13 protein-coding genes are annotated in these 25259 nt (G+C 51.2%); 5 read left to right on the forward strand and 8 right to left on the reverse strand.

All coding sequences use genetic code 11. The annotated features are described in order from the left end of the window. Nucleotides 1-3: 3 nt before the first annotated feature. Complete coding sequence (locus ACO08I_RS12855) at nucleotides 4-2397, forward strand: hypothetical protein (protein ID WP_421949517.1); 2394 nt, start codon at nucleotides 4-6, stop codon at nucleotides 2395-2397. Nucleotides 2398-2610: 213 nt separating this feature from the next. Then, entirely contained in the window at nucleotides 2611-3636 is a 1026-nt protein-coding gene (locus ACO08I_RS12860) for a hypothetical protein (protein WP_282784211.1), read from the forward strand. Here the strand turns inward: ACO08I_RS12860 and ACO08I_RS12865 are convergent. Continuing rightward, nucleotides 3629-4834, reverse strand: coding sequence for a Pycsar system effector family protein (locus ACO08I_RS12865; protein WP_421949518.1), 1206 nt, complete (start codon nucleotides 4832-4834; stop codon nucleotides 3629-3631). The two genes, ACO08I_RS12860 and ACO08I_RS12865, sit on opposite strands and share 8 nt — an antisense overlap. Nucleotides 4835-4988: 154 nt before the next feature. Here ACO08I_RS12865 and ACO08I_RS12870 point away from each other — a divergent pair, with 154 nt between their 5' ends. The 3 genes from ACO08I_RS12870 (at nucleotide 4989) to ACO08I_RS12880 (ending at nucleotide 10811) form a co-directional block, all read left to right on the forward strand. After that, the gene (locus tag ACO08I_RS12870) at nucleotides 4989-5738 is read left to right on the forward strand and encodes a hypothetical protein (protein WP_421949519.1); all 750 of its coding nucleotides are present in this window, start codon (nucleotides 4989-4991) and stop codon (nucleotides 5736-5738) included. Between the two features lie 401 nt (nucleotides 5739-6139). Continuing rightward, entirely contained in the window at nucleotides 6140-9247 is a 3108-nt protein-coding gene (locus ACO08I_RS12875; RefSeq protein WP_421949520.1) for a zinc-dependent metalloprotease, read from the forward strand. A 16-nt stretch (nucleotides 9248-9263) separates the two neighbouring features. Then, the gene (locus tag ACO08I_RS12880; protein WP_421949521.1) at nucleotides 9264-10811 is read left to right on the forward strand and encodes a T9SS type A sorting domain-containing protein; all 1548 of its coding nucleotides are present in this window, start codon (nucleotides 9264-9266) and stop codon (nucleotides 10809-10811) included. A 649-nt stretch (nucleotides 10812-11460) separates the two neighbouring features. On the opposite strand, the gene ACO08I_RS12885 is transcribed toward ACO08I_RS12880, so the two are convergent. The 7 genes from ACO08I_RS12885 to ACO08I_RS12915 form a co-directional block, all read right to left on the reverse strand. After that, nucleotides 11461-11823: a hypothetical protein gene (locus tag ACO08I_RS12885; protein ID WP_421949522.1), complete on the reverse strand. Its 363-nt coding sequence runs from the start codon at nucleotides 11821-11823 to the stop codon at nucleotides 11461-11463. 326 nt (nucleotides 11824-12149) lie between these two features. After that, nucleotides 12150-12842, reverse strand: coding sequence for a porin family protein (locus tag ACO08I_RS12890; RefSeq protein WP_421949523.1), 693 nt, complete (start codon nucleotides 12840-12842; stop codon nucleotides 12150-12152). A gap of 191 nt (nucleotides 12843-13033) precedes the next feature. Further along, nucleotides 13034-16303, reverse strand: coding sequence for a VCBS repeat-containing protein (locus tag ACO08I_RS12895; protein WP_421949524.1), 3270 nt, complete (start codon nucleotides 16301-16303; stop codon nucleotides 13034-13036). Then, the gene (locus ACO08I_RS12900) at nucleotides 16296-19580 is read right to left on the reverse strand and encodes a VCBS repeat-containing protein (protein WP_282780021.1); all 3285 of its coding nucleotides are present in this window, start codon (nucleotides 19578-19580) and stop codon (nucleotides 16296-16298) included. The genes ACO08I_RS12895 and ACO08I_RS12900 overlap by 8 nt, the downstream gene beginning before the upstream one ends. Then, complete coding sequence (locus tag ACO08I_RS12905) at nucleotides 19580-20296, reverse strand: hypothetical protein (RefSeq protein WP_421949525.1); 717 nt, start codon at nucleotides 20294-20296, stop codon at nucleotides 19580-19582. The genes ACO08I_RS12900 and ACO08I_RS12905 overlap by 1 nt, the downstream gene beginning before the upstream one ends. Next, nucleotides 20283-23525: a VCBS repeat-containing protein gene (locus tag ACO08I_RS12910; protein ID WP_421949526.1), complete on the reverse strand. Its 3243-nt coding sequence runs from the start codon at nucleotides 23523-23525 to the stop codon at nucleotides 20283-20285. The genes ACO08I_RS12905 and ACO08I_RS12910 overlap by 14 nt, the downstream gene beginning before the upstream one ends. Nucleotides 23526-23649: 124 nt before the next feature. Further along, entirely contained in the window at nucleotides 23650-25248 is a 1599-nt protein-coding gene (locus ACO08I_RS12915) for a RagB/SusD family nutrient uptake outer membrane protein (protein ID WP_421949527.1), read from the reverse strand. Nucleotides 25249-25259 lie beyond the last annotated feature (11 nt).

A 25259-nucleotide genomic window follows, 5' to 3' on the forward strand; every position in this document is an offset into this window, starting at 1 on the left:
ACTATGGAAGAAATCGACTTACCAGTAGAACCCCCCAAGACTCAATCACATGCCCGGCAGGCCGTTGTGGATGAAGAGTGGAATGTCTTGAAGGAACTTGACATCGAAGAGATGCCTTTCCGGTTCAAGCTCAGCCTGGCCCCTTTGCTGGAAATGATCAAAGAAAAGTCGGAAAGCGACAACCCGGTGGAATCCGGTGTGGGGCAGTTTGTGATGGACCACCTGAAGGATACGCCGGAGTTATGGCAACCCATTGAAGACCGCAGGCAACTGGAACAACATAAAGACATTATCGACCTGCTCATGCTGATGGTCATCCCTCCTGCCCTGCGCCGAAATCAGTTAATCAAGGTGTCAGCGCCCTTCGAAATGGCACCGATATATATGACGCCAGCCCTGGAGGAGCACATCCGGGCTAAGAATTTCAAGTACGTCATCAACCACAAGCCAGGCTTCACCTTCTGCTCTATGGTGATCAGTGCCTGCAGTTTCATCCTGAATACCTACTACGGTACCGATCTAAAAATCGGATCACCCCTGTCGATCTCTATTTCCAACCCGGAAACGGGCATGGAGCGGCATTACAAAACCCGCCTCGACACAGACTACATGAGGATAAAAAAGCTAAAGCCGCTGAAACCCCTCAACCAGGAACAAATCAATGAGCTGCTAAGCAATGTGTACGATGTAGACCTCTGGATGAAATATCTGCCCCCGGAGAACTTCGAGTTCCAGGGCTTTACCATCGGTACGCTGATCGATATCACGGAGGAAGAGGCCTTGTCCAGGCTTAAGTTTTCCCTGCTGGAACGCAATGCTGTAGTACAGGAAGAGAAGGTTAGCCGACTGGAAGGCCTTGTTCGAACCTTCTTTGACATCCCGGGCTTGCAGATGGGCGTTACGGCCATTGACTACCCCAAAGAGTATCAGGTTGCCCATCAGTATAAAATCCGTTATGATTTTCTTGCCGAACAGCAGGCGGACTTGCTGGCGGAGGACAATACAGGCTCCATCTATGAGAAAGCCTGTAAATACCGGGAGATAGTGCTGGTAGAAGACCTGGAGAAAATAAAGCAAAAAACCCCGATCGAAGAAGGCTTGCTCCAAAAGGGGATCCGTAGTATCATCGTTGCGCCTTTGCTGAATAAAAAAGAGCGTATCATCGGCCTGCTCGAAATCGGCTCGCCCAAGCCCTACGAACTGCACAGCTTTGTAGAGCTTAAATTCCGGGAGCTGGTCAGTTTATTTAGTATGGCGGTGGAACGCAGCCGGGATGAGATCGACAATCAGATTGAGGCCATCATCCGGGAGCAATACACGGCCATCCACCCGAGTGTGGAGTGGAAATTCATTGAAACCTCCTACAATCTGCTGGAGAAACGGGAGGTTGAGGGCAAGAATGCCACCGCTCCGCCTATTGCTTTCAGAGATGTGCACCCGCTCTATGCGCAGGCAGATATTGTAAGCTCCTCTGACCGGCGGAACCATGCCATACAGGCCGACCTTTCAGAAAACCTGCACCTGCTGCTGGACCTCCTTGATGTAGCAATTGGCATGGGCCGCTACCCTTTGCTCAATCAATACCGGGCTGCGGCCGAACGCAACCTTAAAGGCGTACTGGAGGATTTCAACTCCAACGACGAGTCCAGAATCGTTTCCTGGTTGAAGGACGAAATCCATCCGGTGCTCGAGGACATTAGAAACCAATACCCTGCCCTGCAAGCCAAAGTCCGCCACTATTTCAACTACATAGATGCCGACCTGGGCATTGTATACCAGGAACGCAGAAAGTATGAGGATAGCGTATCCATGATCAATTCCACCATTGCCCGCTATCTGGAAGACCAACAGGAAGCAGCCCAAAAAATTGTCCCCCACTACTTTGAGCGCTATAAGACGGATGGTGTGGAGTACGATATCTACGCCGGGCAGTCCCTGCTTAAAACCGGTACATTCAAGCCTATGCACTTGCGCAATCTCCGGCTCTGGCAGTTTATTGACATGTGTGAAGTCACCCGTCTCGTGGAGGATTTACAAACTGATCTGCCCGTACCTCTCACCACCGCGCAACTGATCTTTACCTACTCCAACCCTCTGTCGATCCGCTTCCGGATGGACGAAAAGCAGTTTGATGTGGATGGAGCCTACAATGTCCGCTACGAAATACTGAAGAAGCGCATTGACAAAGCGCTGATCGAAGGTACAGACGAGCGGCTGACGCAGGCCGGCAAAGTGGCGATTGTTTATCTGCAGGAAAAAGATAAGCAGGAGTACCTCGAATATGCGGACTACCTCATTTCCGAAGGGTACATTACCGAAGAAATTGAGGATCTCAAAATCGGAAAACTACAGGGCGTACAGGGGCTTCGGGCCCTCCGCTTTACCGTAAAATACTAATAGCGGTAACAGACTTTAACACCTGAAAAGGAACATTTAACCTGTACTTCTTTTTGTATAAAAGAGCAATAGATGACCTCTGAAGGCGGGGCTACAGCAAAAACCTGATAATATTTCAGGTCGTCATTTCGTTTGCTAATTTTGCTGTGGCCATTCTCAAAATAGCCGTCAAAAAGAAAAGCACACAGGTTTAGTATGATCAAATATCGTTCTTTGATAGGATTACTCATAGTGATATCTGCCGCTTCCTGGCAGAGCCTGTATGGGCAATCTTTGTCTCTGATTGAAAAAGAGGATATTGACCTGACGAAAGACGGTATGGCTTACTGCCGCCCCGGGGTGGTCAACAAGTCTCGCGGCCGCGGCCTGCTCATTGAGCGCACCATGGTAGGCGATCAAAACCTTGCGCCCCGCGCCGGCGGTATAGAAGGTGCCAATGCCAGCGAAATTGACTACATTGAGCAGTTCCGTGCTAAAATCAAAATTCCTATCATTAATGCGCCCAGCCTGAAAGTATTGGCAGGCTATGAATACCAACAGGAGTCGGTCCATTTTGACCGCATCGGCTACTTCAATCAGGAGCTTTTCGAATCGCTTAATGGCAAAGCGCTGCGTACCAATAAATATTCTGTCTACATCACCAAGTCTTTCAACGAGCGGGTTTACGGTGGTTTGCGGCTACGTACCTCTTACCGGGGCGATTACGAACAGATGATGAATTTCGACCCGCGCTACGCTACCTACAGTGGTCTGGCAGCAGTGGGCTTCAAGGAACGGGAGGACCTGGAATGGGGTCTTGGGTTAATGTTTGGGCGCAATTTTTTCAATACGACCATTCTTCCATTTGGGGTGTTCAACCAAACTTTCAGCGAAAAATGGGGCATTGAGACGGTATTGCCCGTTCAGATCATGATGCGCTACAACTTCTCCCCGACAAATCTCCTGCTATTTGGGGTAGAATACCAGAGCAGTTCTTACGCTCTTGATCTGCTACAGCCGGAAACACAAGGCATGACGCCCTACTACTTCCGGCATGCCGAGATTGCCCTAAAAGCCACTTATGACAGGAAACTCTATTCCTGGATTTGGCTTACCGCTGAAACAGGCTACCTCATCCCAAGGCGGGCCCGCTTTGACAATACCCTTGATGCCACCTACGATTTTCGTGCCCGTACTTCGCCTCAACCCTATTTCAGGGTGGGCTTATTCCTGTCTCCGCCACGGGATATGATCAAATAGCAGAAGTGATCCATATCAGCAGCCCGTAGGTCAACACCGTGGTGATTATACCAATCATGAAAATGGTATAGCAGATCCGGAGCAGGCGGTACTTTCGGCCCAGCGACCGCCCCAGAAAGTATAAGTCGCGCATAATTGAACTGTCCAGTTTTTTAGTGTCAGAGACAATCTCCTGCATGCCGGACTCGTAGGCGGGAAAGTCCATTTTAAAAAAGTTGCCGAAAAAGAAGAGGTTGGATGTGCCGCTGGAAATGGCCTCCCGGCTGGTCTCTCCGCTCATCTTGATGGGCCGGGTAGCCAGGGTCGCAAATATCATAGAGGTCAGGCATGTCACCAAAAGTACCAGCATCGGGATCACCAATTGAGGGTGCTCGCTGACGTAGGAGCTGGCCAGCGGCATAACGATGGTTACGATCAGCGCATTCACACTCAGCATGATGTTGGCCTTATTGTCCGCCAGCGCGCTAAGGTCAAGGTGGTTGCGCAGGCTCGTTTTGAACATGGTCTGCGCACTTTTGCTATCGCTGATGGCTCCGGCCAGTTTGGTTTGCTCCGGCTTGGCTGTTTTGTCATTGCCCAGGGCCGGGCTGCGGTGCTCATCTCTGAGCTTTTTCAGTTGCTTCCGGTTGGTATTCCATTGTTTGTCGTAGGCCTCCACAGCCGCAGCAGTATAAAAGCGGTGATTTTTGACAAATTTATAGTTGAGTTTGTACCAGGCTTCATCAGTGTACTCCTGGTTGAGAAAAGTCTTCCACTCGTGGCGAAGGGCCTGTAGGTACTCGAAGTAATGCGGGCTGCCGAGGTTGCTCAGGTCAGCATCGCACATGATTTTTTCGAGCTGCGTCTGCGGCACTTTGGGCGGGAAGGTTACGTCGATCAGGTTGAGCACCTCCGCTTTGCGCTCCTCTTCATACGCCTGACTTGATAAGAACTGATCGGCCAGTTGCCGGCTCACCGCTTCGTGCCCTTCGTAGGTTTCCGTAAAGCCCAGGTCGTGGAAAAGGGCAGCGAGTTCCAGGATTTCCAACTGATACCCTGCAAGCCCTGCTGACTGCCCCAGCTCCAGCACCGCTTTGCATACGCGTTCGGTATGCCCTTGATTATGGTATTGGTGGTCGGTGGTCAGGCCAGCCTGGAAACGCTCCTGAGCATAGGCCCGGGCGGCTTCCAGTACTGACGTTGTCTTGTTGTTGTCCATGCAGGAGGAGTCTCAGGTTGTGAATGAAGCAGGCTCAAGCGAGATACCTGCTAAGTTTACAATAATACTTGATTTACGCTGGTCTTGAAAATCCTTTCCCGGTTTCTTTTTTGATCGGCTGTCAAAAGCCTATCTTCCGGAACCATATTCTGATATGAGCCAGTCCTTATTTCTTATCGGCCAATTGATAACGCTGCTGCTGACCGCCGGATTGCTGGGCAGCTTGTATACTGCGCTGCGCATTGGCATGAGCCGGTTGAAGCAGCCGCCTGCTCAGCGCAAAAAAGCGGGCCGGCTGGTTGTTTTGTCGCTCAGCATTTGGATACTGATCAGTATCGGGCTGGCCAGTAGCGCCCGGTACGGGACAGCCGAGCCGGTGCTCACCATGCTTAGCCTTTTCCTGCTCCCTTCCGTTTTCTTCCTGCTGCTGCTTGGTTTTCGGTTTTTCCGGCAGGTCCTTCTCATCACGCCCCCGCAGTGGATCGTCAAAGCGCAAGGGATCCGGATAGTCCTCAGTTTGCTGCTGTGGATGGGCTACGCAGGGCGGTATGTGCCGCCTCAGCTGACCTTCCTGTGGTTCAACTACGATATTGTGGTGGGCATCAGCGCACTGATGGGCAGCTATGTTTTCTTCGCCCGGGGGCAGTTCCGGAGGCCGGAGACCCTACTTTGGAATACCTTTGGGCTCTTTTCGCTGCTTTACCTCGTGGCTATAGCCCTCGTTTCACTCCCGCAAAGCCCGTACCAGCTATTTGCCACTACACCAGACGGCGCTTTTCTGACCCATCCGCTCTTTGTGCCATTGATGAGCTTCATTTTTCCATTCTGTATGGCCATGCATGTCTATAGCATCTGGCAGGCGCTGCGGCGTCCTTCCCGGCGTACTTTTAGCCTTAATAAGTAATTGGGAAAGCTGGGGCAGAGCTCGTTGCAAAGCCTGGGCTTAAGCTCTACTCCAGCAGGATAGAGCTCCTGTCGGGGAGCTTCCTGCTCTCCGATAGGTTTCCCAAAGAAAAGCTGGAGCAGAGCTCCCGGAAATGCCCAGGCTTAAGCTCTACGCCAGCAGCCGAGCCTCCTGGGCTTTTCCCGCCAAAAAAATAATGCCGGGCTGAGCGCGTGGCCGCTTATATATCGCCTGGGCTCTAGTTCATTATGAAAGGTTAACCAGTTAAATGGATTTGGAATACTACCTTTTTTAAACATTGCATCTGTCCTTTTAATATCGTACCTTACCAATCATTCTCTAACCACTAAAAAACCGAACCCCATGCTTAAACACACACACACAAATACTGGGCATTTACCATGCTTGCCCTTTGGCTATGCGCTCATGCTGACATTCTATACAACCAGGAAGAGAACACAGATTATCCAGGACTTATTTACGGGGAAGTATATGAAGATGACCCCTCCACTTATACCATAAGGGTGATCTTCAATTTCATTGATGAAAATGCCGCTAGTCCAAGCCAGGCATGGTGGAATACTTCAGACAATGGCACCTATATTTTAGAAGATGAAACAAAGGCCGGGATGGCAAATTTGAATAATGCGTTTAACGCCCATGGCATTTTCTTTGTCCCTTTCGGACAGGGGTATTGTGATGGGGATGGGTATTATAATTCTTTCATTGGCCCGGATTTCAGCAGCCCTCCCCAACTGCCGGAAGAACTCGGAGAGGTCAGGGCAGAGCTGCAACCATTGGAAGAAATCCAGGAGGCATTGAACGTTTATATCATTTCAGATGAAGGTCCAATACTAGGTGTTGCGCTATCTGTACCAAGCAACTATATATATCTTAGGGGAAGCAATGCAACTGAATTTGGGCTGTCCACCCAATCACCATTATTGATCCACGAGACTGGGCACGCTCTGGGGCTTTTGCATACCCATGCTGGCACCAACAACCAACAGGCAGAATGTAATCCTTTCAGTAGTTCGCCAAATATACCACCGGGCTGCAATGCTTCTCTAAGCTTGTGCTGTGGTGATTTTGTCGGAGAGACACCACCAAATAATCAGGTAATATTAAATGCTACAACAGACTGTGAGAATGTGACAGACCCTGCTGATGAAACCCTCATCCGGAACTACATGAGCTACGTCGATGAAAGGAGTTGCCAGGACCAGTTTGTTGAAGAGCAGGTGGGCCGTATGAAGATGTATTTGAGGGAGTGGGGAAGTTCTTCGGGGCTTGATATGCTAAATGACATTCAATACCGGACGGTTTATCCAGGTGCCGTGCCTGTGGGTGTGTCCGGCGATGTAATTGTGGAAAGCGGCGTGCTGAGCTTGAATGCGCCTTTGGAGATGTTGCCAGAAGCCTCCATTACCGTCAAAGCAGGAGCTACTTTGAGGATACTGACGAAGCTCACGAGTGCCTGCGGAGGCATGTGGGATGGGATTAAAGTAGAAAACGGGGGGCGGGTATTCCTGCTGGGCAATGAAGGCATTATTGAACACGCCAGGTGCGGCATAGAAGTTCTGGGAGGAGGCAACGTACAGGTTTGGGGCGGAAGTATAATAAATTGCCTGGAAGGGCTCCGGATGCGGCCAGGTGGAAACCCGCTTTCCCCGGAAGGGAAAATAGTATTGGGCAAATTTTGGGTAGACGATTTTTACAGAGGAGGCACAGCGCCCCCGGTTTTACTCTCTTTGAGTCAGACTGAATACCTGGAAGTGCTGTTGTCTGATTTTCTGGACCTAAGGGCGCCTTGTGAGCCGGTTGACTGCCCGCCATTGCGTGCCGTTGGCATTAGGGCAGAAGATAGCGGCTTCCGGAGCGGGGGCAATTACTTCCATTTATTAGAGAAAGGGATTGATGCTGGCAACCTCACCCTGGAGCACGGTGCCCCATTCATTGAAGAATGCCATTTCAAAGATAATTTCACAGGAGTACAAATCCGGAACAGCAGTTTCTTCGACATTAGGGACAACCTGTTCGAGCTGACAACGGATTTAAATGATTACACGCCTTTCCAAGGCTATAAAGTCACAGGAGTATCGGTTTTGGGCTTGAGCGAAGCCCTGTCTGTACGGTACAACCGGTTTGAGCAAAGTTCATTAGATAGCGAAAACCAATTGTTTATATCTGAGGGCACCTACTGTGAAGGCACCGGCGAGGGGCTGGGGAACCAGATTTCATACAATGAGTACGCTGGTATGCTGATAGGCAACGCCGCCAGGAACAATAACGGGAGCATGGAAAACGGGCTGGTTTACTTATGTAATGACCATGACCCTGAGGCCCAGCTCTCTCCGGCCCCCTCTTCGCCATTAGAAGTTGCGGACTACAAAATCGAAGGGACAGTCAAAAACCCGCACTATGGGTTTGCTGATGATCAGGCATTTGCCCCTTCAGGCAATATTTTTTCCCAAATTGGGCCGAGCATAATTTATGAAAATAACGGAGACAATCTAGTATATCATTTCGATGGGAATCTTTTGGGGCATTTTCCAGATGACGCTCAGGGTGTTATCCCTGAACCAATTAATGAGTTTGATTTTTCTGATTACTGTCCTGGCGAATCTTGTGCCCCGCCCTGTGAACAGCCTCAGGATGACCCCGTTTTTCGGTTTTACGATCAAAAGAGCAAACGGGACAGTCTGAAGGAGGCCCTTAGCAGCCTAAGCGGGGCAGCAGCAACAGAAGCACAGCTGAAGCTTCATGCCGCACGCTGGGCGATGGATGAAGCGGCTGGAGAGGTTTTGAAAGAATACGTACAGGACACCGTAGCCGTAGCCTTGGATTCCGTTTACCAATGGCTGGCCCGGGCAAATACCTATGGCACGGCTTACTTGCTCGCCCGGGAGCATTTTTTGAAAGGCGATTTGGCGGCATTTGAAAAGATCTGGGCCGCTATTCCTGAGCAGTTCCTGCTAAGCAAACTGCAACTTGACGAATACGAGGGCTTAAGCCAGGTGTTCAACACTCTGAAGGGGCCGGTAATGGAGGGGGGCAACCTGGATAAATTGCCCAATGCTGCCATCGAATCCTTGCAGCTCCTGACCCCGCATTGCAATGAAGCCGGCTTGCTGGCGGTCCACCTCTTGCACCGCAATGGTGTTGAAGCGGCAGCCAACTGCGCAGGCAATGCTGCGCCCAGCCTGTCATCAAAACCAGGGAGCCCACAATCCACCTCAGAGAGCAGGGATATATTTAAAAGGAGCCGTATAAAGCCGCTGCGCATCTACCCCAACCCTTCCGATGGCACCATAAATGTCCATCTGCCCCAGGGGGTTCCGGGCGGGCAGCTACAAGTGTTTTCTTTGCAGGGGCAACAGCTACACACCCAATATCTGGCAGGCGAAATATCCAGGGTAAAGCTTTCGCTGCCAGCAGGAATATACCTTTTGGCCGTAGCGCCAGCCTCCGGTGCAGCCCCACTGCGCCAAAAAGTAGTATTGCGTTAACGCTAAAGAAGCAGCCATGATAAAGTCATATAAAGTTTGGCTCTTTGGAGCCCTTTCCCTTTTTTTCTATACCTTTTCTGTTGCCCAACCGGCCAACCGCGCGGATGATTTTGGGTTTGAATTCAACTATTACATTGATGCGGTAGTTGGGCACAATGGAGCGATGATCGGTTTTGGCAGGGCCATGCAGGAAATCGGCGGGTTTGATAAGACAGGGGTCTTACTGACCCGGTATGGCCCATCCAATGAAGTGCAGGTTCAAGGTTTTATTACGGATACCGCAACAACCTCTGCTATATATAATCATTTATCGGTAAGTTTTCTCTATGGTGGGCTGATCCCGACCGGAGATGACGGATATTTGTTTAATGCAATGACAAGTAGGGGGAACTCCATTGTCGTCAAACTCAACCGCGACCTGCAGGAGGAATTCCGCTATGAGTACGAGGACAGTAATGTGACGAATAATTTTACGGTAGTAGAGCCCATCGAACTGGAGGGGGGGTACTTGTTGTACGGCACGGCTAAGGCGCTTGATGGCTCCGGCGCCCCTTATGCCCGCCGGATTAATAAAGTTGGGGAGACCCAATGGGTACAGTATTATGGAGAAGAAGGTGCCACGGAAATCGTACAGGACGGCACGATGCAGGGAGACTCCGTTTTAGTGATTAGTTGCACAAAGTCTGAGCAATTTTATAACATAATATACAAGATAAATGTAACCGATGGTACGCTACAATCCGAATGGGCCTCGGAGGTATATCCTGAAACGGGGCTGATCCGGCAGGTTGTTGCCCTGGAGGATGGGAGCCTGATCACTTTCGGGGAGGTATTTGAAGAGTATTACCCCGATGGCTGGTTATTCTCCATGGTACAGTCAGTTATTGCCAGGCTTTCTCCTATTAATAGTGTACAATGGGCTAATCCTGTAGGACCGCCCCATTTGTTTGGTAATGGACAGGAAGGCTCCCGGGAGCTAAAACTGGTTTCAGATGGAAACATTGTGAGTGCCGGAGAGCACAGCACCTGGGTTGGAGGGTCGAAAAAGCTGGCCGGGTGGCTGTTTAAGTTTACGCCGGAGGGGGATACCCTGTGGTCCCGTTACTATCTGCCCCCATTCGACTTGTCAGGCGAAAATGTTTCCGGGCAATTTGGCCGCTTTGGGGAGCTGCCCAATGGCGATCTGGTAGCAGGTGGGTGGTCGCGCGGAGATGGGGACAGAAATTGCTGGCTGGTCCGCACCGATGCGGAAGGGTGCCCAAGCCTGGACTCCTGCGCTTATGTGGTTACTTCTGAGGAGTGGGCCCCGCCGCTTTCCAGTTCACAGCTATCCGTCTTCCCCAACCCCGCCTCCCGCTACCTTACGGTCGCCTGGGCGGGCGCAGTGCCCACGGGCACCGGACATTTCACGCTCTACAATATGCAGGGGCAGCCGGTGTGGTCAGTAATAAAACCATCTGCACCTGAAGTACCGCTACAGTTGCCGGAGTTGCCGACGGGCATGTATGCCCTGCGCGTGGAAGTGGAAGGGCAGGCTTGGGTGGAAAGGGTGGTGGTTCAGTAACCGCCTTGTGCGCAGCGGAAAGAGGGTTTTGTGGCGTTTTCCCGCCGTTGCCTGTGGCTTTGGCGGGCTGTGGGTTTTATGGTTGCCGGGCGATGACCAGGGTTTAGACTCCGGTCAAGGTTGAGGGCTTGGCGATGGCTTCAGGGCGGGAATAGCGGGCTATTCCTTTCTTTAATCAGGCCCATTGGCTGGACTTCAACCTCGGCTTAGCCTTTGCGCATTGCCGGCCTCAACTTGACCTGCAAGAGCGTAGGCGGAAAGAGTTGGCAAAGGGGCTGAAGGTTTTGTGGCATTATGCTTTTCACGACTTCGCGTCTCTACTTGCTTCGTCGGACGGACCCCGACTCCGCCTCTCTGCTTACTTTCGTCGGTCATTGAAGGGCTCACCGGGTGCACTAAGCCCATGCCGGAGCCAAGGCATTCACCCGGTGCGCTATTGATCTGCAAGGAAGGGTACGCCCGGCGAAAGACCCGACTACGTCGGACGGAGAGTGCGCCGGGCGAAGCTGGGGCAGAGCGCCTGGAAAGACCAAAACTTAAGCTCTGCACCAGCGGGCCAAAGCTTTCCTGTGCGCTTACTGCTCAACAAATAATGCCGGGCGGAGCGCGTGGCCCAACCCGGCATTACCTTCACTAAAGAAGCCAGGGGTTAGCGTTTGGCGAGTGCACCCTCAGCTACAAAGTTGACCCGCAGGTTGTATTCCTGCGCTTTGTCCAGGCCAAGGCCTTCTACTTTGCGGTGGTTGATACTCTCCTTTACCTGTTCACAGATTTCGTCGGTCACGCCGAGTACATTGAGGACAATGATCTCGTTATTTTCGTTCACCTTGAAATTAATGAATACAAAGGTTTCCTTCATGCCCAGCTGCTCCAGGTTTGGCGCTTCGATCATTTTGGAAATCTCGCGGCGCAGGTCTTTGGCGGCAGTAGCGCTGTCGGGTGTAGAAGCAAAGGAAGCCGTGACGAATGCAGTAAGCAAAAGGGCGGAAAAAACAATGCGAAAGGTTTTCATAACAAAACTGATTTTAGGTATAACAATCGGGATAAAAAACTAACAATCAGGCAATAAGGCATAAACTGACCGCTGGGCAAATGGCCCGGGTCAGCGGGTGCTTATCAACTAAATCGTTTATTGATGTCTTCGTTATCAAAGACGGTTATATAACGAGGAAGTTGCACGAAATGATCTTTGGAAATGGGTACCTTCTATAAACAGGCGGGAATATTCGATCAATGCAACCCTTTTTCTATACCAGCGAATATTATTTGGCTACAATCAAAGCGTATCGAAAAACACCTGTAAATCAAACACTTACAGGCAACACCAGCAATTGGCGTTTAAAAACGATAGAAGGCAGCAAGACTAATATAATAGTTGCGCAGCTGCATGACCCCCCGTTCCTGCTCAATTTGCAGGGCGGCTTCCTCACTTAGGTCTGCCGTATTGTACACCCGTGTCAGGGCAAAACTGTAACGAAAGCGGGCTCCAATGTGCTCGGTGAACTGATAGCCAATACCCAACAGTAAACTCAATTCATTTTCCTGCAGGTCATTTTCCAATCCGCTGAGTATAAGGCCATCTTGTACAACCGCTGGCTCATCGATCTTTGCATCAATTAGCCGGGCGAAGGCACCTCCGCCTTCAAAGTAGACGGTGGGGAAAGTTTCCCGCCGGTTGTGACGAAAGTAGATGGGTACTTCTACGTAAGAAAGGTCCACCAAACGATCTTTGGTGTTGAGGAGGCGGCGGGGGTCTGATTCCGTACGGGCACCTTTATTGTGGTAAAGCAGCTCTATGCCTATTTCTGACTGCCGGTTGATGACCGCAGTACCACCGATGCCAAACTGCGGATTGAACTTGTCAAAGCCATTATAATTATCGCCGTCAATTTGAGAAAGGTTGAAACCAGTAATCAGGGAAGCCCGGAAGCGCTGCTTAATACGTTTGCCCCGGCGCTGCGCATCGGCATGCTGCGGCAGCACAAAGAGGAAAAGGCAAAACAACGAAATCAACTTCAAGGAAGTAGTCATGGCATGGCGGTATCTGAAGGTTCAATGCTCCAAGGTGGTAAAAGCTTCTACTTTCCTGTGCCGACAGACCACGCACCAGGGAAGGCTTAAGCGTGGAAATACGATCAAATCATCCGGTCTGGTCGCACAAGCTTTCACGCACCGGGCGGTACATTAAGGCAACCTTAAAAACCCGTTTTTGTTGCAGCGCCTCAACGGCTGCTCAGCAAGTAAGGGTAATCGTTATTCGTAATCAGCAACAACTGCCGCCCGCTTACCGGCAGGAGCGCCCGCGCCTGAACCCCTCTCGGCAGGTCCAGTGATTGGACCGTTTGAAAAGCGGAAGCTGCCGCATCGTAGTCTCCGAGCACTCCGCCCCGGGCGGATTGGCTGTTGCCGTGTACGGCCATCAGCTCAGCATTGCTGCTGATGTAGTACAACTGCCGGGCCTCTTCTTCCCACCACAGATCCTGTATGGTGCCCCACTGCGCCTGTGCAGGCAAGGGTTGCGCCTCATAGCCTCCATCAGCTGTAGAGAGGAATAGCATGGACTGCAGGGTTTCCGCCTGTTTTTCTTCTACCAGAAAGTCCTGCCCTTCCGGCAAAAGGGCTTCAAAGCTGGCCACCTCAGCATACTTGGAATAGGACACGAAATACTTTTTCAGCCCGGGTAGCTGCGATAGTAATTTATCTTTGGAACCCAGCGGGACGTAGCGGTCGTAATACTTAAAAAAGACCAGAGGATCCACAAAGCCATTCTCATCAAAATCGCCAAGGTAGAGTTTGATGGGGGCCTCCGGGCTCGCTTGCATCAGGCTGTTGGTGCCTAGATTGCCCGCAAAAATATCGAGTTGCCCGTCCTGATTGACATCTGCCACGGCAAGCCTCGTCCAGAATCCGGTCAGCGCAGGGCCGTTGGCTTCTTCCGGAAGGTACTCCAGCGCGCCCTCACCGTCGTTCTCCAGTATCGTCACCGGCATCCAATCGCCACAGATGATGAGGTCCAGGTCATCGTCCTGGTCAAAGTCGGCCCATTTGGCATCAGTGACCATGCCGAAACGTTGTTTGTAGGCGATATCTACGCCCATCCCCTGCCTATTGGTCAGGATAAAGCTATAGGGAGATAGCCCATAGGACCCCGGGATCGAGCGGGCGCCTACGAAGATGTCTTCGTACCCATCTTTATTGAAGTCTGCAACCGCCACCACGCTGCCGTTGGTGTGGGGCAGGGAAAGCTGCACGCGGCGGAAGTCCATATTACCGTTGTTGAGGTACAACCGGTCTTCCAGCGCCTTTTCCAGCTCTTTGGCCGCTCCTCCCCCACTTACGGCATAGAGGTCCAGGTCACCATCGGCATCGAAATCAATGACCGCGAAACTGGCATCTTCGTAACCGGCATCACGGGTGAATGCATCGACCTCCAGATTCTGAAACGACCCATCCGCCTGCCCCTGTAGCAAGCGCATCGGATAGCCATGTGCCCCACCAATGAGCAGGTCCTTTATGCCATCTGCATTCAGGTCTTCGTACAAAACAGCCGGACCTTCCTGTGAAAGCCGCTCGGGCATAAGCTTTTCCTTTTCGTAGTCCTCGTAGGGGTTTTCCTCGTGCTGTAGTGGAAATACTTCAAAAACCGGAGCTTCTATCAGATTACCCGCTGTAGCTATTGGCAGGTCAGCCACCGGTCTTTCCACCTCCAAATGCTGATTGACGGGCAAGCCGGACAAGACCTGTACCCTCTGCCCCGGCCAGATGATACGCACGGAGTCAACCTTACTGACATCGCCCAGCCCAAAGTGTAAACGGTGGGAAACAGAGGACTGATAGCCTTTGACCACCTGTAGCTCCTGATAGAGTGTGCGCCCACCGGCGTAAATATAGGCTTTGGTGCCCAGTGCGGTTTTCCCGGCACTGTTTTTTAAATGTAAGCTGAGGTAGTTGCCGCCTTCTGCACGGCTCTTCCAGGTCAGTATTTGAGCGGGCTCGTCGATGTTGTTAACGACGGCTTCCAAATAGCCATCTTTGTCCAAATCGGCGTAAGCTACGCCATTGGAGAAAGTCGGGGTTCCTACCTTGGAGCTTTCCAGGTCAGTGAATTCCAGTTCAGACTGCTGCAAAAAGAGCACATTATGCAGCTTTTCGGAAGGCAGCATATCAATCAGTTTGCGGGTGCGCTCCGGGTCATCTTCGTCCAGCTTTGCGATGGCTTCACTGTTGAGGTAGTTGATGTAATCCAGGTCATTGGGCCGCTTTACAATACCATTGGTGACGAAAATATCCTTCCAGCCGTTATTATCGAAGTCCTGCAGCAGCACGCCCCAGCTCCAGTCGGTGGCGAAGGTGCGGGTTTGCAGAGCCAGGTCTGTAAAATAAGCCTTGCCGGAATTGAGCTGCAGGTGATTGCGGGCGTATTGCTCCTCATACCCCAGGTCTGCCTTTATCCTTTTAAGCTGATCGGTATCCTCGCCCCCGGATTTGAGGTAAATCTCCTCGTCAAAGGGCAACATATCAGTGCTGAAAATATCCGGCAACTGATCGTTGTTGAGGTCTGCAATATCGACGCCCATGCTGAACTGCGTGGTGTGGTCGGTCCAGTCTTTGATCACCTCCCGGAAAGTTTTATCGCCGTTGTTGAGGTAAATGTAGTCGTTCTCGTGAAAGTCGTTGCCGATGTAGATATCGGTGTAGCCATCGCCATTCAGGTCTGCGGCAGAGATAGCCAGCCCGTACCCGAGAGGGCTGCTGTATATGCCGGTTGATGCCGTTACATCTACAAACTGCCCTTCTGCCTCATTGACGCGGTTTTCGAAGAACCGGTCACCAGCGAGCGGATCTGTTTCTTTCCGTTTTTTGGTTGAGCCATAACTGCGTACCGAGTGGACATTATGGTTGAGCAGGTATAGATCGAGGTCGCCGTCCAGGTCGTAGTCCAGGAAGCAGGCTTGAGTCGAAAAAGCCTGAATGTTCAATCCCAGGTCTTTTGAACTTTCTTCAAAGGTGCCGTCCTTCTGATTCAGGTACAAAAGGTTGTGCGCAGCCGGCATAATGCCTACGCCCACTTTACAAACGTGGATATCCAGATAGCCATCATTATTGACATCCACCATCGCCACTCCGGTTGACCAGGCATCATCGGCCAAAATGCCCGCCTGTGCTGTAATGTCTTCAAACTGAAGATTGCCCTTGTTGAGGTAGAGCTTGTCGGGTTGCTCATTAGCCGTGAAGAAGAGGTCTTCCAGCCCATCATTATTGATGTCGCCCACTGCAACACCGCCACCGTTGTAGTAATACAGGTACTCGATGATGTTGCGGTCCAGGTTATCAGACAACTGATTGACAAAGTCAATACCTGTTTCCTCAGGCCCGAGCGTCCGCATAGTACCCGGGGCCGTCTCACCTGCAGACGAGGGCTCTCCCCCACAGGCGCTCAACAACATTAACAGTAAAACAGCAAGCCCCTGAAAAAACCCAACTTTATTCATAGTTAATCTGATATGTCTTAATCTCATCGTCATTCCGAAAAATATAAACCAACCCGTTGATGAGCTGAATGTCACGAATTTCGCCCTTAACGCCAAATCCAAGTTCGACAGAGCGGTCGGTAAACTGCCCCTTTCCATCGTTGATCAGGCAATTCCCGTAAGAAGCATCGTAGATGCCTATTTCAGGCTGTACTTTATACAGGTTGCCGCCGAGCAGTAAATCGGGCTGCCCATCCTTATTCACATCTGCTGCTTCAATAGTGTATACCGGGCTGAATTGCACCGTTACCGGCAGGGCCTGCTTTTCGAATTGCCCCCCACCGAGGTTGCGCAGTACCACAGACCTAAGCTCGTTGGCTTCCAGTACTTCTGTACTTCCCAGCTGTTCCTTATTGAATATCTGTGTGATATCTGCCTCTTTAAAGGATTGAAAATCCGGATATTGCTTTTTGAGGTACGGCATCTGTTTGGTGAGGTTATGCCGCAGGGCGTAGGGATAGTCTTTCCCGTTGTCTGCGTTGAAGGTCAAAATGCTTTCCGGGAAGTTGTTGTTATCAAAATCGTTGTAGTACAGGCGCAGCGGGTGTTCGGCGGTGCCGCGGATACGGCTGTTGGTGCCCAGGTTGCCAAGTACCAGGTCTTCATTGCCATCGCCATCCAAGTCTGCGACCTCCAGTGCCGTCCAAAGCCCGGCATTGGGAAAGGGCAGCGGCTGCCTGCGCAGGCTTGACCCTTCATTTATCAAAATCTGTACTTCCATGAATTCTCCGGCCACCACCAGATCCGGGAGGGCGTCATTATTGAGATCGCACCACCGGGCGCTAGTGATCATACCTATATTGGACAATTCAGGATAGTACTGCGCGGTCACATCGCGGAAGTTGCCTGCTCCATCGTTTTCCAGGATGAAGCCTGAGCATTTGGCACCATACTTCCCGACTTTGATCCGCTCTCCGACAAAGAGGTCCAGGTCACCATCGCCGTCGATGTCCCGGGAATCCACTGCGAGGGTGCTCATTTTTTGGTCATTGGGGAAGACCTGTCGGTGCTCCGTAAACCGCCCGCGCCCGTCATTGAACCAAATCTCGTCGTGCAGAAGGTTGGAGAATTCCGTGATTTCCACACCTCCACTTGCAAGATAGAGGTCCAGGTCACCATCCGAATCCGCATCAAAGAGGTGGGCAGTGAGGTGTTCTGCCCCGGCGTCAATTTGCTCCAGCACGGTTTTGGAAAAGCTGCCGTCTGCCTGCCCGAAATAAGCTACACAGGGCGCACCCTTTGGGCCAGGTATGACGATATCCGTATAGCCATCGCCATTCAGGTCACCCTGCCCTGCCCGGGGGCCTTCGGTGCTATGCCCGTGGTAAAGGAGGCGCTCCCGGTTGAAGTCCACATAGTTGTTTTCTTCGTGCGTGTAGTCAATGGGAGAGACTACAGGCTCGAAAGCCTTGCCGGAGACGGTATTTTCGGAAGCCATGGAAGCAACAGCCTGCCCTGTGGATGAAGCCACGGTCAGTGTCTGATTCGCCTCGACTGTACCAAGTTGCGTGACTTTTCCATCCGGCCAGATGATGGTCACCTCAGCCTGCGCCGCCTTGCCGATACCGACCACTACGGCCGGGTCTACGCTCGACTGAAAGCCCCGTGTAGGTTGGTTTTCCACCCGCCAGGTCTGATCGCCTGCCCGAATCTCTACTTTGCTGCCAATGGCGAAGGTATTCTGCCCTTCGCCCCGCAGGTGAAACTTCAGGTAGTTGCCGCCCGCGCCCTGGTTTTCGTAGACAAAACAGGGCATGCTCACGTTATTGACCACAAGGTCGAGATCGCCATCGTTGTCCAGGTCACCGTAGGCGGAGCCATTGGAAAAGCTGGGCGTTTGCAGCCCGCTCGCTTCGTATGCCTCAAAGGAAAGCCCGCCCAGGTTTTTGAAGGCGTGGTTGGGCACTTTGTTGGATGGGATGATGTCGATCAGCTCTTTGTAATTGACTCCTTTATCCGAAATAATGGACTGTATGACGGATTCATTGGCGATGTACTGCAGGTAGTCCTGATCGGTGAGGTCTTTGTAAATGCCATTGGCGATAAAGAGGTCTTCGTACCCATCGTTGTCCATATCGAAGAACAGGGCGCCCCAGCTCCAGTCGGAGGCTTCTACGCCCGCCAGGCGAGAGATTTCGCTAAAGGTGCTGTTGCCCCGGTTGAGGTGCAGCACGTTGCGGGTGAACTGATGATGATAGCCGTTGGTGACGTTGTACTGGTACTTATCCCAGCCTTCAAAGGTCGTTACGGACTTGAGGCGGCTGTAATCGGAGGGCAGCATCTCGGTGACGAAAATATCCTGATATCCATCGTTGTTGATATCCGCCATATCTGCCCCCATAGAGGCCCCGCTGATGGAGTTGATCTGATTGACCAGGTCTTCTTTGAAAGTGCCATCCTGCTGATTGATGTAAAGGTAGTCGCGTTCGAAGAAGTCATTGGAAATAAAAAGGTCTTCCCAGTTATCATTGTTGACATCGCCCACGGTAACCCCCAGACCAAATCCAATCACACTACCATAAATACCTGCTTCTTCGCTCACATCTACAAACCGGCCTCCTTCGTTGCGCATCAACTTATCCCCTCCGAGTTCGTCGCGTTTTGGGCGTTCATTTTTGCGCAGGTTGAAGCTGCCGATGGCCTGGAAGGAGTTGTTGAGAATGTATACGTCCAGGTCGCCGTCTTTATCATAATCAAAGAAGCTGGCGTGAGTAGAATAGCCTTTATCATTCAGGTTGTACTGCTCTGCCTGTTCCTCAAAACGCAGATTGCCCTGATTGATGAACAACTCATTTTCTTTGTTATCGCCTGCTACGTCACCAGAGTTACAAACGTAGATATCTAGCAGCCCATCACCATTTACATCTACCATAGTGACACCGGTAGACCATGCCCGCTGCCCGCTTACACCAGCCTGTTCAGAGATGTCTTCAAACTGCCAGTTGCCTTTGTTCAGGAAAAGTTTGTTGCCCGTTTGATTGGCGGTCAGGTAGACATCGGCGAGCCCGTCGTTGTTAATATCCCCAATCGCGACGCCACCGCCGTTGTAGAAGTTGCGGTACTTGTAGACGTTGAAGTCGTTGGTATAGGTAAGGTCATTGCTGAAATTGATCCCCACCTCAGCATTATCCCTCAACGTAAACAGCGAAGCGGAAGAGGACTGAGTACCGGAACCATCCGGCTGACAGCTCAGGAAGAACAAAAAGGGAATGATCCAAAATGCAGTAGGTGCTTTCATTATTTGTCAAGCTTATAGCGTAAGTCTTCGATACGTACTTTTACATCCTTATTATTGACGGGGTACATCAGGATTTGACGGTTGCCATCAATTTTGACCAATGCGGGGGTCTTGAGCCCTTCTACCTCCAGCTCAATAAAATCGTTGCCCGGATACCCCTGCAGGTACTGCTCGCGTAGTTGATTCATCAGGCTGTCCGCATGCCGGTCGCGGTTCCAGGGCGCCCAGGTTTGGTAGGCATACTTCATATCCATACCGCGCATCACGTCGTCTTCATCAAAAATACCATAGAACAGCATATCCTTGGCTCTTGACAAATCACCACTAATGGTATCCGCATCCACCACGTATTTAGCATACTGATTGCCGGTGCCTGCCGTAATAATTTTCTGCTTGTTCAGCTCCCAGCAAATGGCATAAAATTCCTTTTTGGTCTGCCCCATCTGCATACCAAAAATAAGGCTGTCCCGGATTTCCCCTGTACCCAATTCCCGGTCCACATACTGCTGATACTCTGACTTGCAGCTCTGAAAAGCCAACACCAGTGTTCCCAAAAGTAAAAGGCGGCTGGTAGTGGGGCAAAAAGAAAATGTACAACTTTCAAAAAGCTTTTGCCCCAACGTTGCACGAAAGCTGCCCGCTGATTGGTTTTGTGCAACGTTGGAACAAAACCAGTTGTGCATATGCTTTTTCGAGAAGCTCTTAATCCAACTCATACCACTGAATTTTCTCATCGTTTAAGCCAATAATAATTTGATTTTCGTTGAGGTCTAAAAAACTTCTTACCTGCCCGTTGAGACTCAGCATGCGGCATTGATCAAACACGCCCCCCTCTCCTGCCCTGCGCCCTTTGCAGAGGCAGCCTTTGGAGGCATCCTGACGGCCAAACTGCGGCTTGACCCGGTATTCGTTGCCACCGAGCAGCAAATCCGGAGTGCCGTCCTCATCCACATCTCTGACCATAATGGCATGAACACTGCTATATTGCGCTTCGATTGGTAATGGCTGAAAGCGAAGTTTCCCACTCTCGTTCCACAGCAGGCCGCTACGGCGCTCTTTGAGGTGGAGCTGTAACGCCTCGGTAAGTTGTTCTTCCGAGATCAGGGCTTCCAGCGGGGCTTTTGAGAAAGCCTCGTAGCGGCGGTATTTTTTCTTAAGGACCGGCATTTGCATGTATAGCTCATCGATCGCCTGAATGGGATAATGCCCGTCCTCCCTTTTGATGCAGGCAATCTGCTCGGGCGTTCCGTTTTGGTCAAAATCTGCGATGAATACCATATGCCCGCTTCGGAAAAAGTTGTTGGTGCCCATATTGCCAAGGATAAAGTCAGGGTCGCCGTCTTCGTCCAGGTCCGTGGTTTCAATAACCTGCCACCATCCGTCTGTACCGGGCAGCACTTTTTTTTGAAAATTGCCATTCTCGTTGTACAAAACAGTAAGAGGCATGTATTCTCCGGCCAGTAAAATATCCGGCCAGCCATTGCCGTCAATATCTGAAGCGGACAAGGCTTTGATCATGCCTACATCCTGACCGGCTTTTACGTCCAGTAATTCAAAGTGGTTGTCACCAGTATTGCGCCAGACCAGGCAACTGCCGGGGAGGCCATAGGTGTTGGTTTTCATTGCCTCTCCGACCACAATATCCGGCAGTCCATCCTGATCAAAATCAGCTATACTTACTGCCCCTGTAGACAGTGGACCGGGAAAATCGAGTGCGCCTTCGGCCTGTTCAAAGTAGCCGGTGCCATCGTTGAGGTAAAGCGCATCATGTAATTCCGGCGAGTACTCCGAGAAAGCTTTGCCGCCATGCCCCAGGTAGAGGTCAGGATCACCGTCCTGATCGCTATCAAAAAAGACCGCAGCAGTCACTTCAGAACGACGGGTATCCGCAAATAGTAGCTGAGGCAAATAGCCCGATTCTGTAGCCAGGTACAAAACTGATTCCTGATTCTTGCCTCCGCCCACAAAGAAGTCTTCCCTCCCATCCGCGTTGACATCAGCCTTTGCCAAAACAGGGCCTTGCCCACCGGGCATAGTCAATAGCATACGCTCTCTGCCAAAGAAGTTGATATCGACTTCCTCATGTTCAAAATCGACCGGGGCTTCTACGTGTTTCAGCAATGGTTTGGGCGTTTTCCAGAGCCCGGGGCTAACCGGCTCCACTTCGAGGCCATCGTAACGGATATCATAAATCCGGTCGGCAGTCAGAGAGGTACGCAGGCTGACTTCGCCGTTAGGCCAGATAAAGTAAACACTGTCGACCTCAGCCCGATGGCCCAGCCCAAAAAAGACGGGGCCGGCGGAGCTACTCTGAAAACCTTTGGTAGGATAGTATTCAAAAAGGCTGCGCAGGCTATCCGCCACAATCAGTACTTTAGTACCAATACCCTGCCTGTTTCCGCCGGTGAACTCCAGCCGGAAAGCGATGCTATGAGCGTGGCTGCGTAGGGTATTGTTTCGGTAAATTGTTGCCGGTTGATCGATGTTGTTGACGACCAGGTCCAGGTCGCCGTCGTTATCCAGGTCACCGTAGGCACTGCCGTTGCTGAACGTTGGGGTTTCAAAGCCCCAGTTTTGGCTTTGGTAGGAAAACTGCAGATTGCCTTCATTGCGGAAGAGGGCGTTTCGGACCGGAGCAGAAGGCATGATCTCAATAAGTTTTTTCAGTACTTCCGCATCTTCATTGATCATGGCCCGCACCTGGGTCTCATTAGCCATATAGTTGAGGTAGTCTTTATCGAGCAGGTCAGAACGGATGCCATTGCTGACAAAGATATCCCGCAAGCCATCTGCGTCGTAGTCCTGCATCAAAGCCGACCAGCTCCAATCCGTGCTCTCTACTTCAGCCAGTCGCCCTACCTCTGCGAAGGCCTTCCCATTTAGGTTTTTATGCAGCACATTGCGGGCAAACTGATGGTGGTAGCCTTTCTTTACACTGAGCTGGTATTTGTCCCACTCTTCGTACACTGTTTTGGTCTTTTTGCGGGCAGGGTCACGCGGCAGCATTTCGGTAACGAAGATTTCGGAGAGCAGATCGTTGTCCAGATCGCAGGCATCGGCTCCCATAGACCCCATAGACAAAGCCATAAAGCTGGAGTCCGAAGATTCGGTAAAGGTGCCATCCTGATTATTGAAGTAGAGGTAGTCTTTCTCGAAGAAGTCGTTGGACAGGAAAATATCCGGCCAGCCATCCTGATTAAAATCCGCCAGGGTGATACCCAGCCCGTAGCCAATCCGGCTGGCATAAATTCCGGCTTCCCGGGTCACATCGACAAAGGTACCATTCCGGTTTTCGAGCAGTTTGTTGCCTTCGGGGTCATATTCATCACGTAGCCCCTCCTGCATATCAAACCCGCCTACGGAGCGCAGGGAGTTGTTGAGGAGGTAACAATCAAGGTCGCCGTCAAGGTCATAATCAAAGAAAGCGGACTGAATCGACAGGCCGGTAAAGTCTAAGCCATATTTTTTGGACTCCTCGGTAAAGGTGAGATCCCCCTGATTGATAAACAGTTCATTATGGCGATTGGGGCCACCGGGTTTCCCGGCTTTGCAGACATAGATATCGAGCCAGCCATCACCGTTGATATCGACAAAATTGACACCGGATGTCCAGACATCAGCACAAGCTATACCTGCCTGTTCGGTAATGTCTTCAAATTGCAGCCCGCCTTTATTAAGGTATAATTTATTGGGCATGAGGTTGCCCGCGAAATAGAGGTCCTGTAAGCCATCGTTATTGATATCGCCTACAGCGACGCCGCCGCCATTGTAAAAATTTCGGTAGGTGTAGGGGTTGTAGTCCTCCGTGTAGTGGAGGTCATTTGAGAATTGAATGCCTGTGGATTCGGGGCCGAGAGCGGAGAAAACCGTTGCTGACTGATCGGAGCAGCCAGTGAACAGGGATACAGCAGCGAGCAGAATAGTGATCCCTTTTACACTATACATTTTTCTCAAAGCCCATTTAAGAATTAAGCAGTGCATAAACCATGATGGTTAGGGTATCAAAAAGTATCCCGGGCCCTTCATAAAGGAGGGGCCCGGGATAGCAAGGTTTATCAAACTTCAGGGATTAGTACCCTGGGTTCTGTGTCAATCCACCACCGGCATTGATTTGCTCCTGCGGGATTGGGAAGATGTTTACAAATGGCTCGGAAGTTGGCTTCTCCCACCATTCTCCATTGTACTTACCGAAACGGATCAGGTCCGTACGGCGAGCTGTTTCCTGGAACATCTCACGGCCACGCTCTGCGAGGAATTCCTCCTCAGTCAGGTTACCATTATACTCCGCAACACCGGCACGGGCACGCAGTACATTCACATCTGCTTCAGCTGCAGACCAGTTACCTGCCTGACGTGCAACCGCTTCTGCGCGGATCAGGTAAACTTCGCCCAAACGAACGATGGGGAAGTCGTTGTCCATATCTGCACGGCCAAACTGCTTGTAGCTAAACTTCGCCGGACGAGCGCCAGCTTCGCGCAGTGAGTTTGGAGCCAGCTCGTTGATTTCCGGCGTATAGTTCAGCTGAATATCATCATCATCAGCAGCGTAGTCCAGCAAGGCAGAACCACTGAAGTCCAGCTGAGGACCAACGATGAAGTTATTCTCCTTACGGGCATCACCATCTTCGTAGGAATTGTAGAATTCCTCGAGGGTAGCATATCCGTTCCAGGGCTGCTCCTGGAAGTTCCAGGTAAACTGGCTGGAATAGTGCAGGTTCATCTGGCTAAAGTTCATACCGGCACCAGTAGCTTCGTCATAGCGTACAGAGAAGATATGCTCTGGGTTACCTTCGTTATTAGCTGCAAAAACAGCTGCATAACCTTCCAGTTCAGCAGGGTCTGAGTCTACCCGTGGGCGCTTGCCCAGGTTAGGTACAGAGCAGCCTTCACCGCAAAGTACGTACTGACCGCTGTCGATAATATACGAAGCTGCAATCTCAGCTTTGTCATACATAGGCGTACCCGTGTATACTTCTGCATTGAGGTACAACTTAGCAAGGATTCCCATAGCACCATAGAGATTCATGGAGTAAGCAGAGCCACCGTCGGCAAGCTGGCTGTTGGACAAATCCATAGACTCACTTACTTCAGATATGCCCAGGGCTGCGAGGAGTTCACTTTCAACAAAGTTAAAAACCTCCTGACGGGAAGCTTGTGGTGGGTCCTGATTGGTCTCAGTTACCAGCTTCACCCGGCCATAGGAGTCCAGTAAGCGCCAGTAGAAATAGGCACGTACTGCACGGGCTTGTGCGACTTCTGCATCGCTCAGGTTACCACTACCCAGGTTATCATTGGCAGTAGCAATAGCGTTGTAGGTTTGCACCCATGTACCGTTAATAAATGGATGGTTTGGTGTGTAAGTATGCTGGTGCAAGCGAATCAAGTCACCACCATCAAACCAGTCACCACCTTTCGCACCGATGAACATTTCATCAGTGGTGATTTCCTGAATGGAGTAATATCCACCGTGGTTAGCTGTACCGGCGTTACGGAGCTCACCATAAAGGGCGGTCAGCGCCCCGTCACTACTGCCGGGGCCTCCTATATTGATGCCTTCCACAACGATATCTTCAGTGATATCGCCTACCAGATCTTCTTCCAGGTCGGTACAAGCCGCCATAGAAAGACCCAGGCATACGATTAACGAATATTTAAAAAGTCTTTTCATTACTTTTTAGT

Origin of the sequence: Phaeodactylibacter xiamenensis (assembly GCF_965229835.1) — a bacterium.
GTDB lineage: Bacteria > Bacteroidota > Bacteroidia > Chitinophagales > Saprospiraceae > Phaeodactylibacter > Phaeodactylibacter xiamenensis.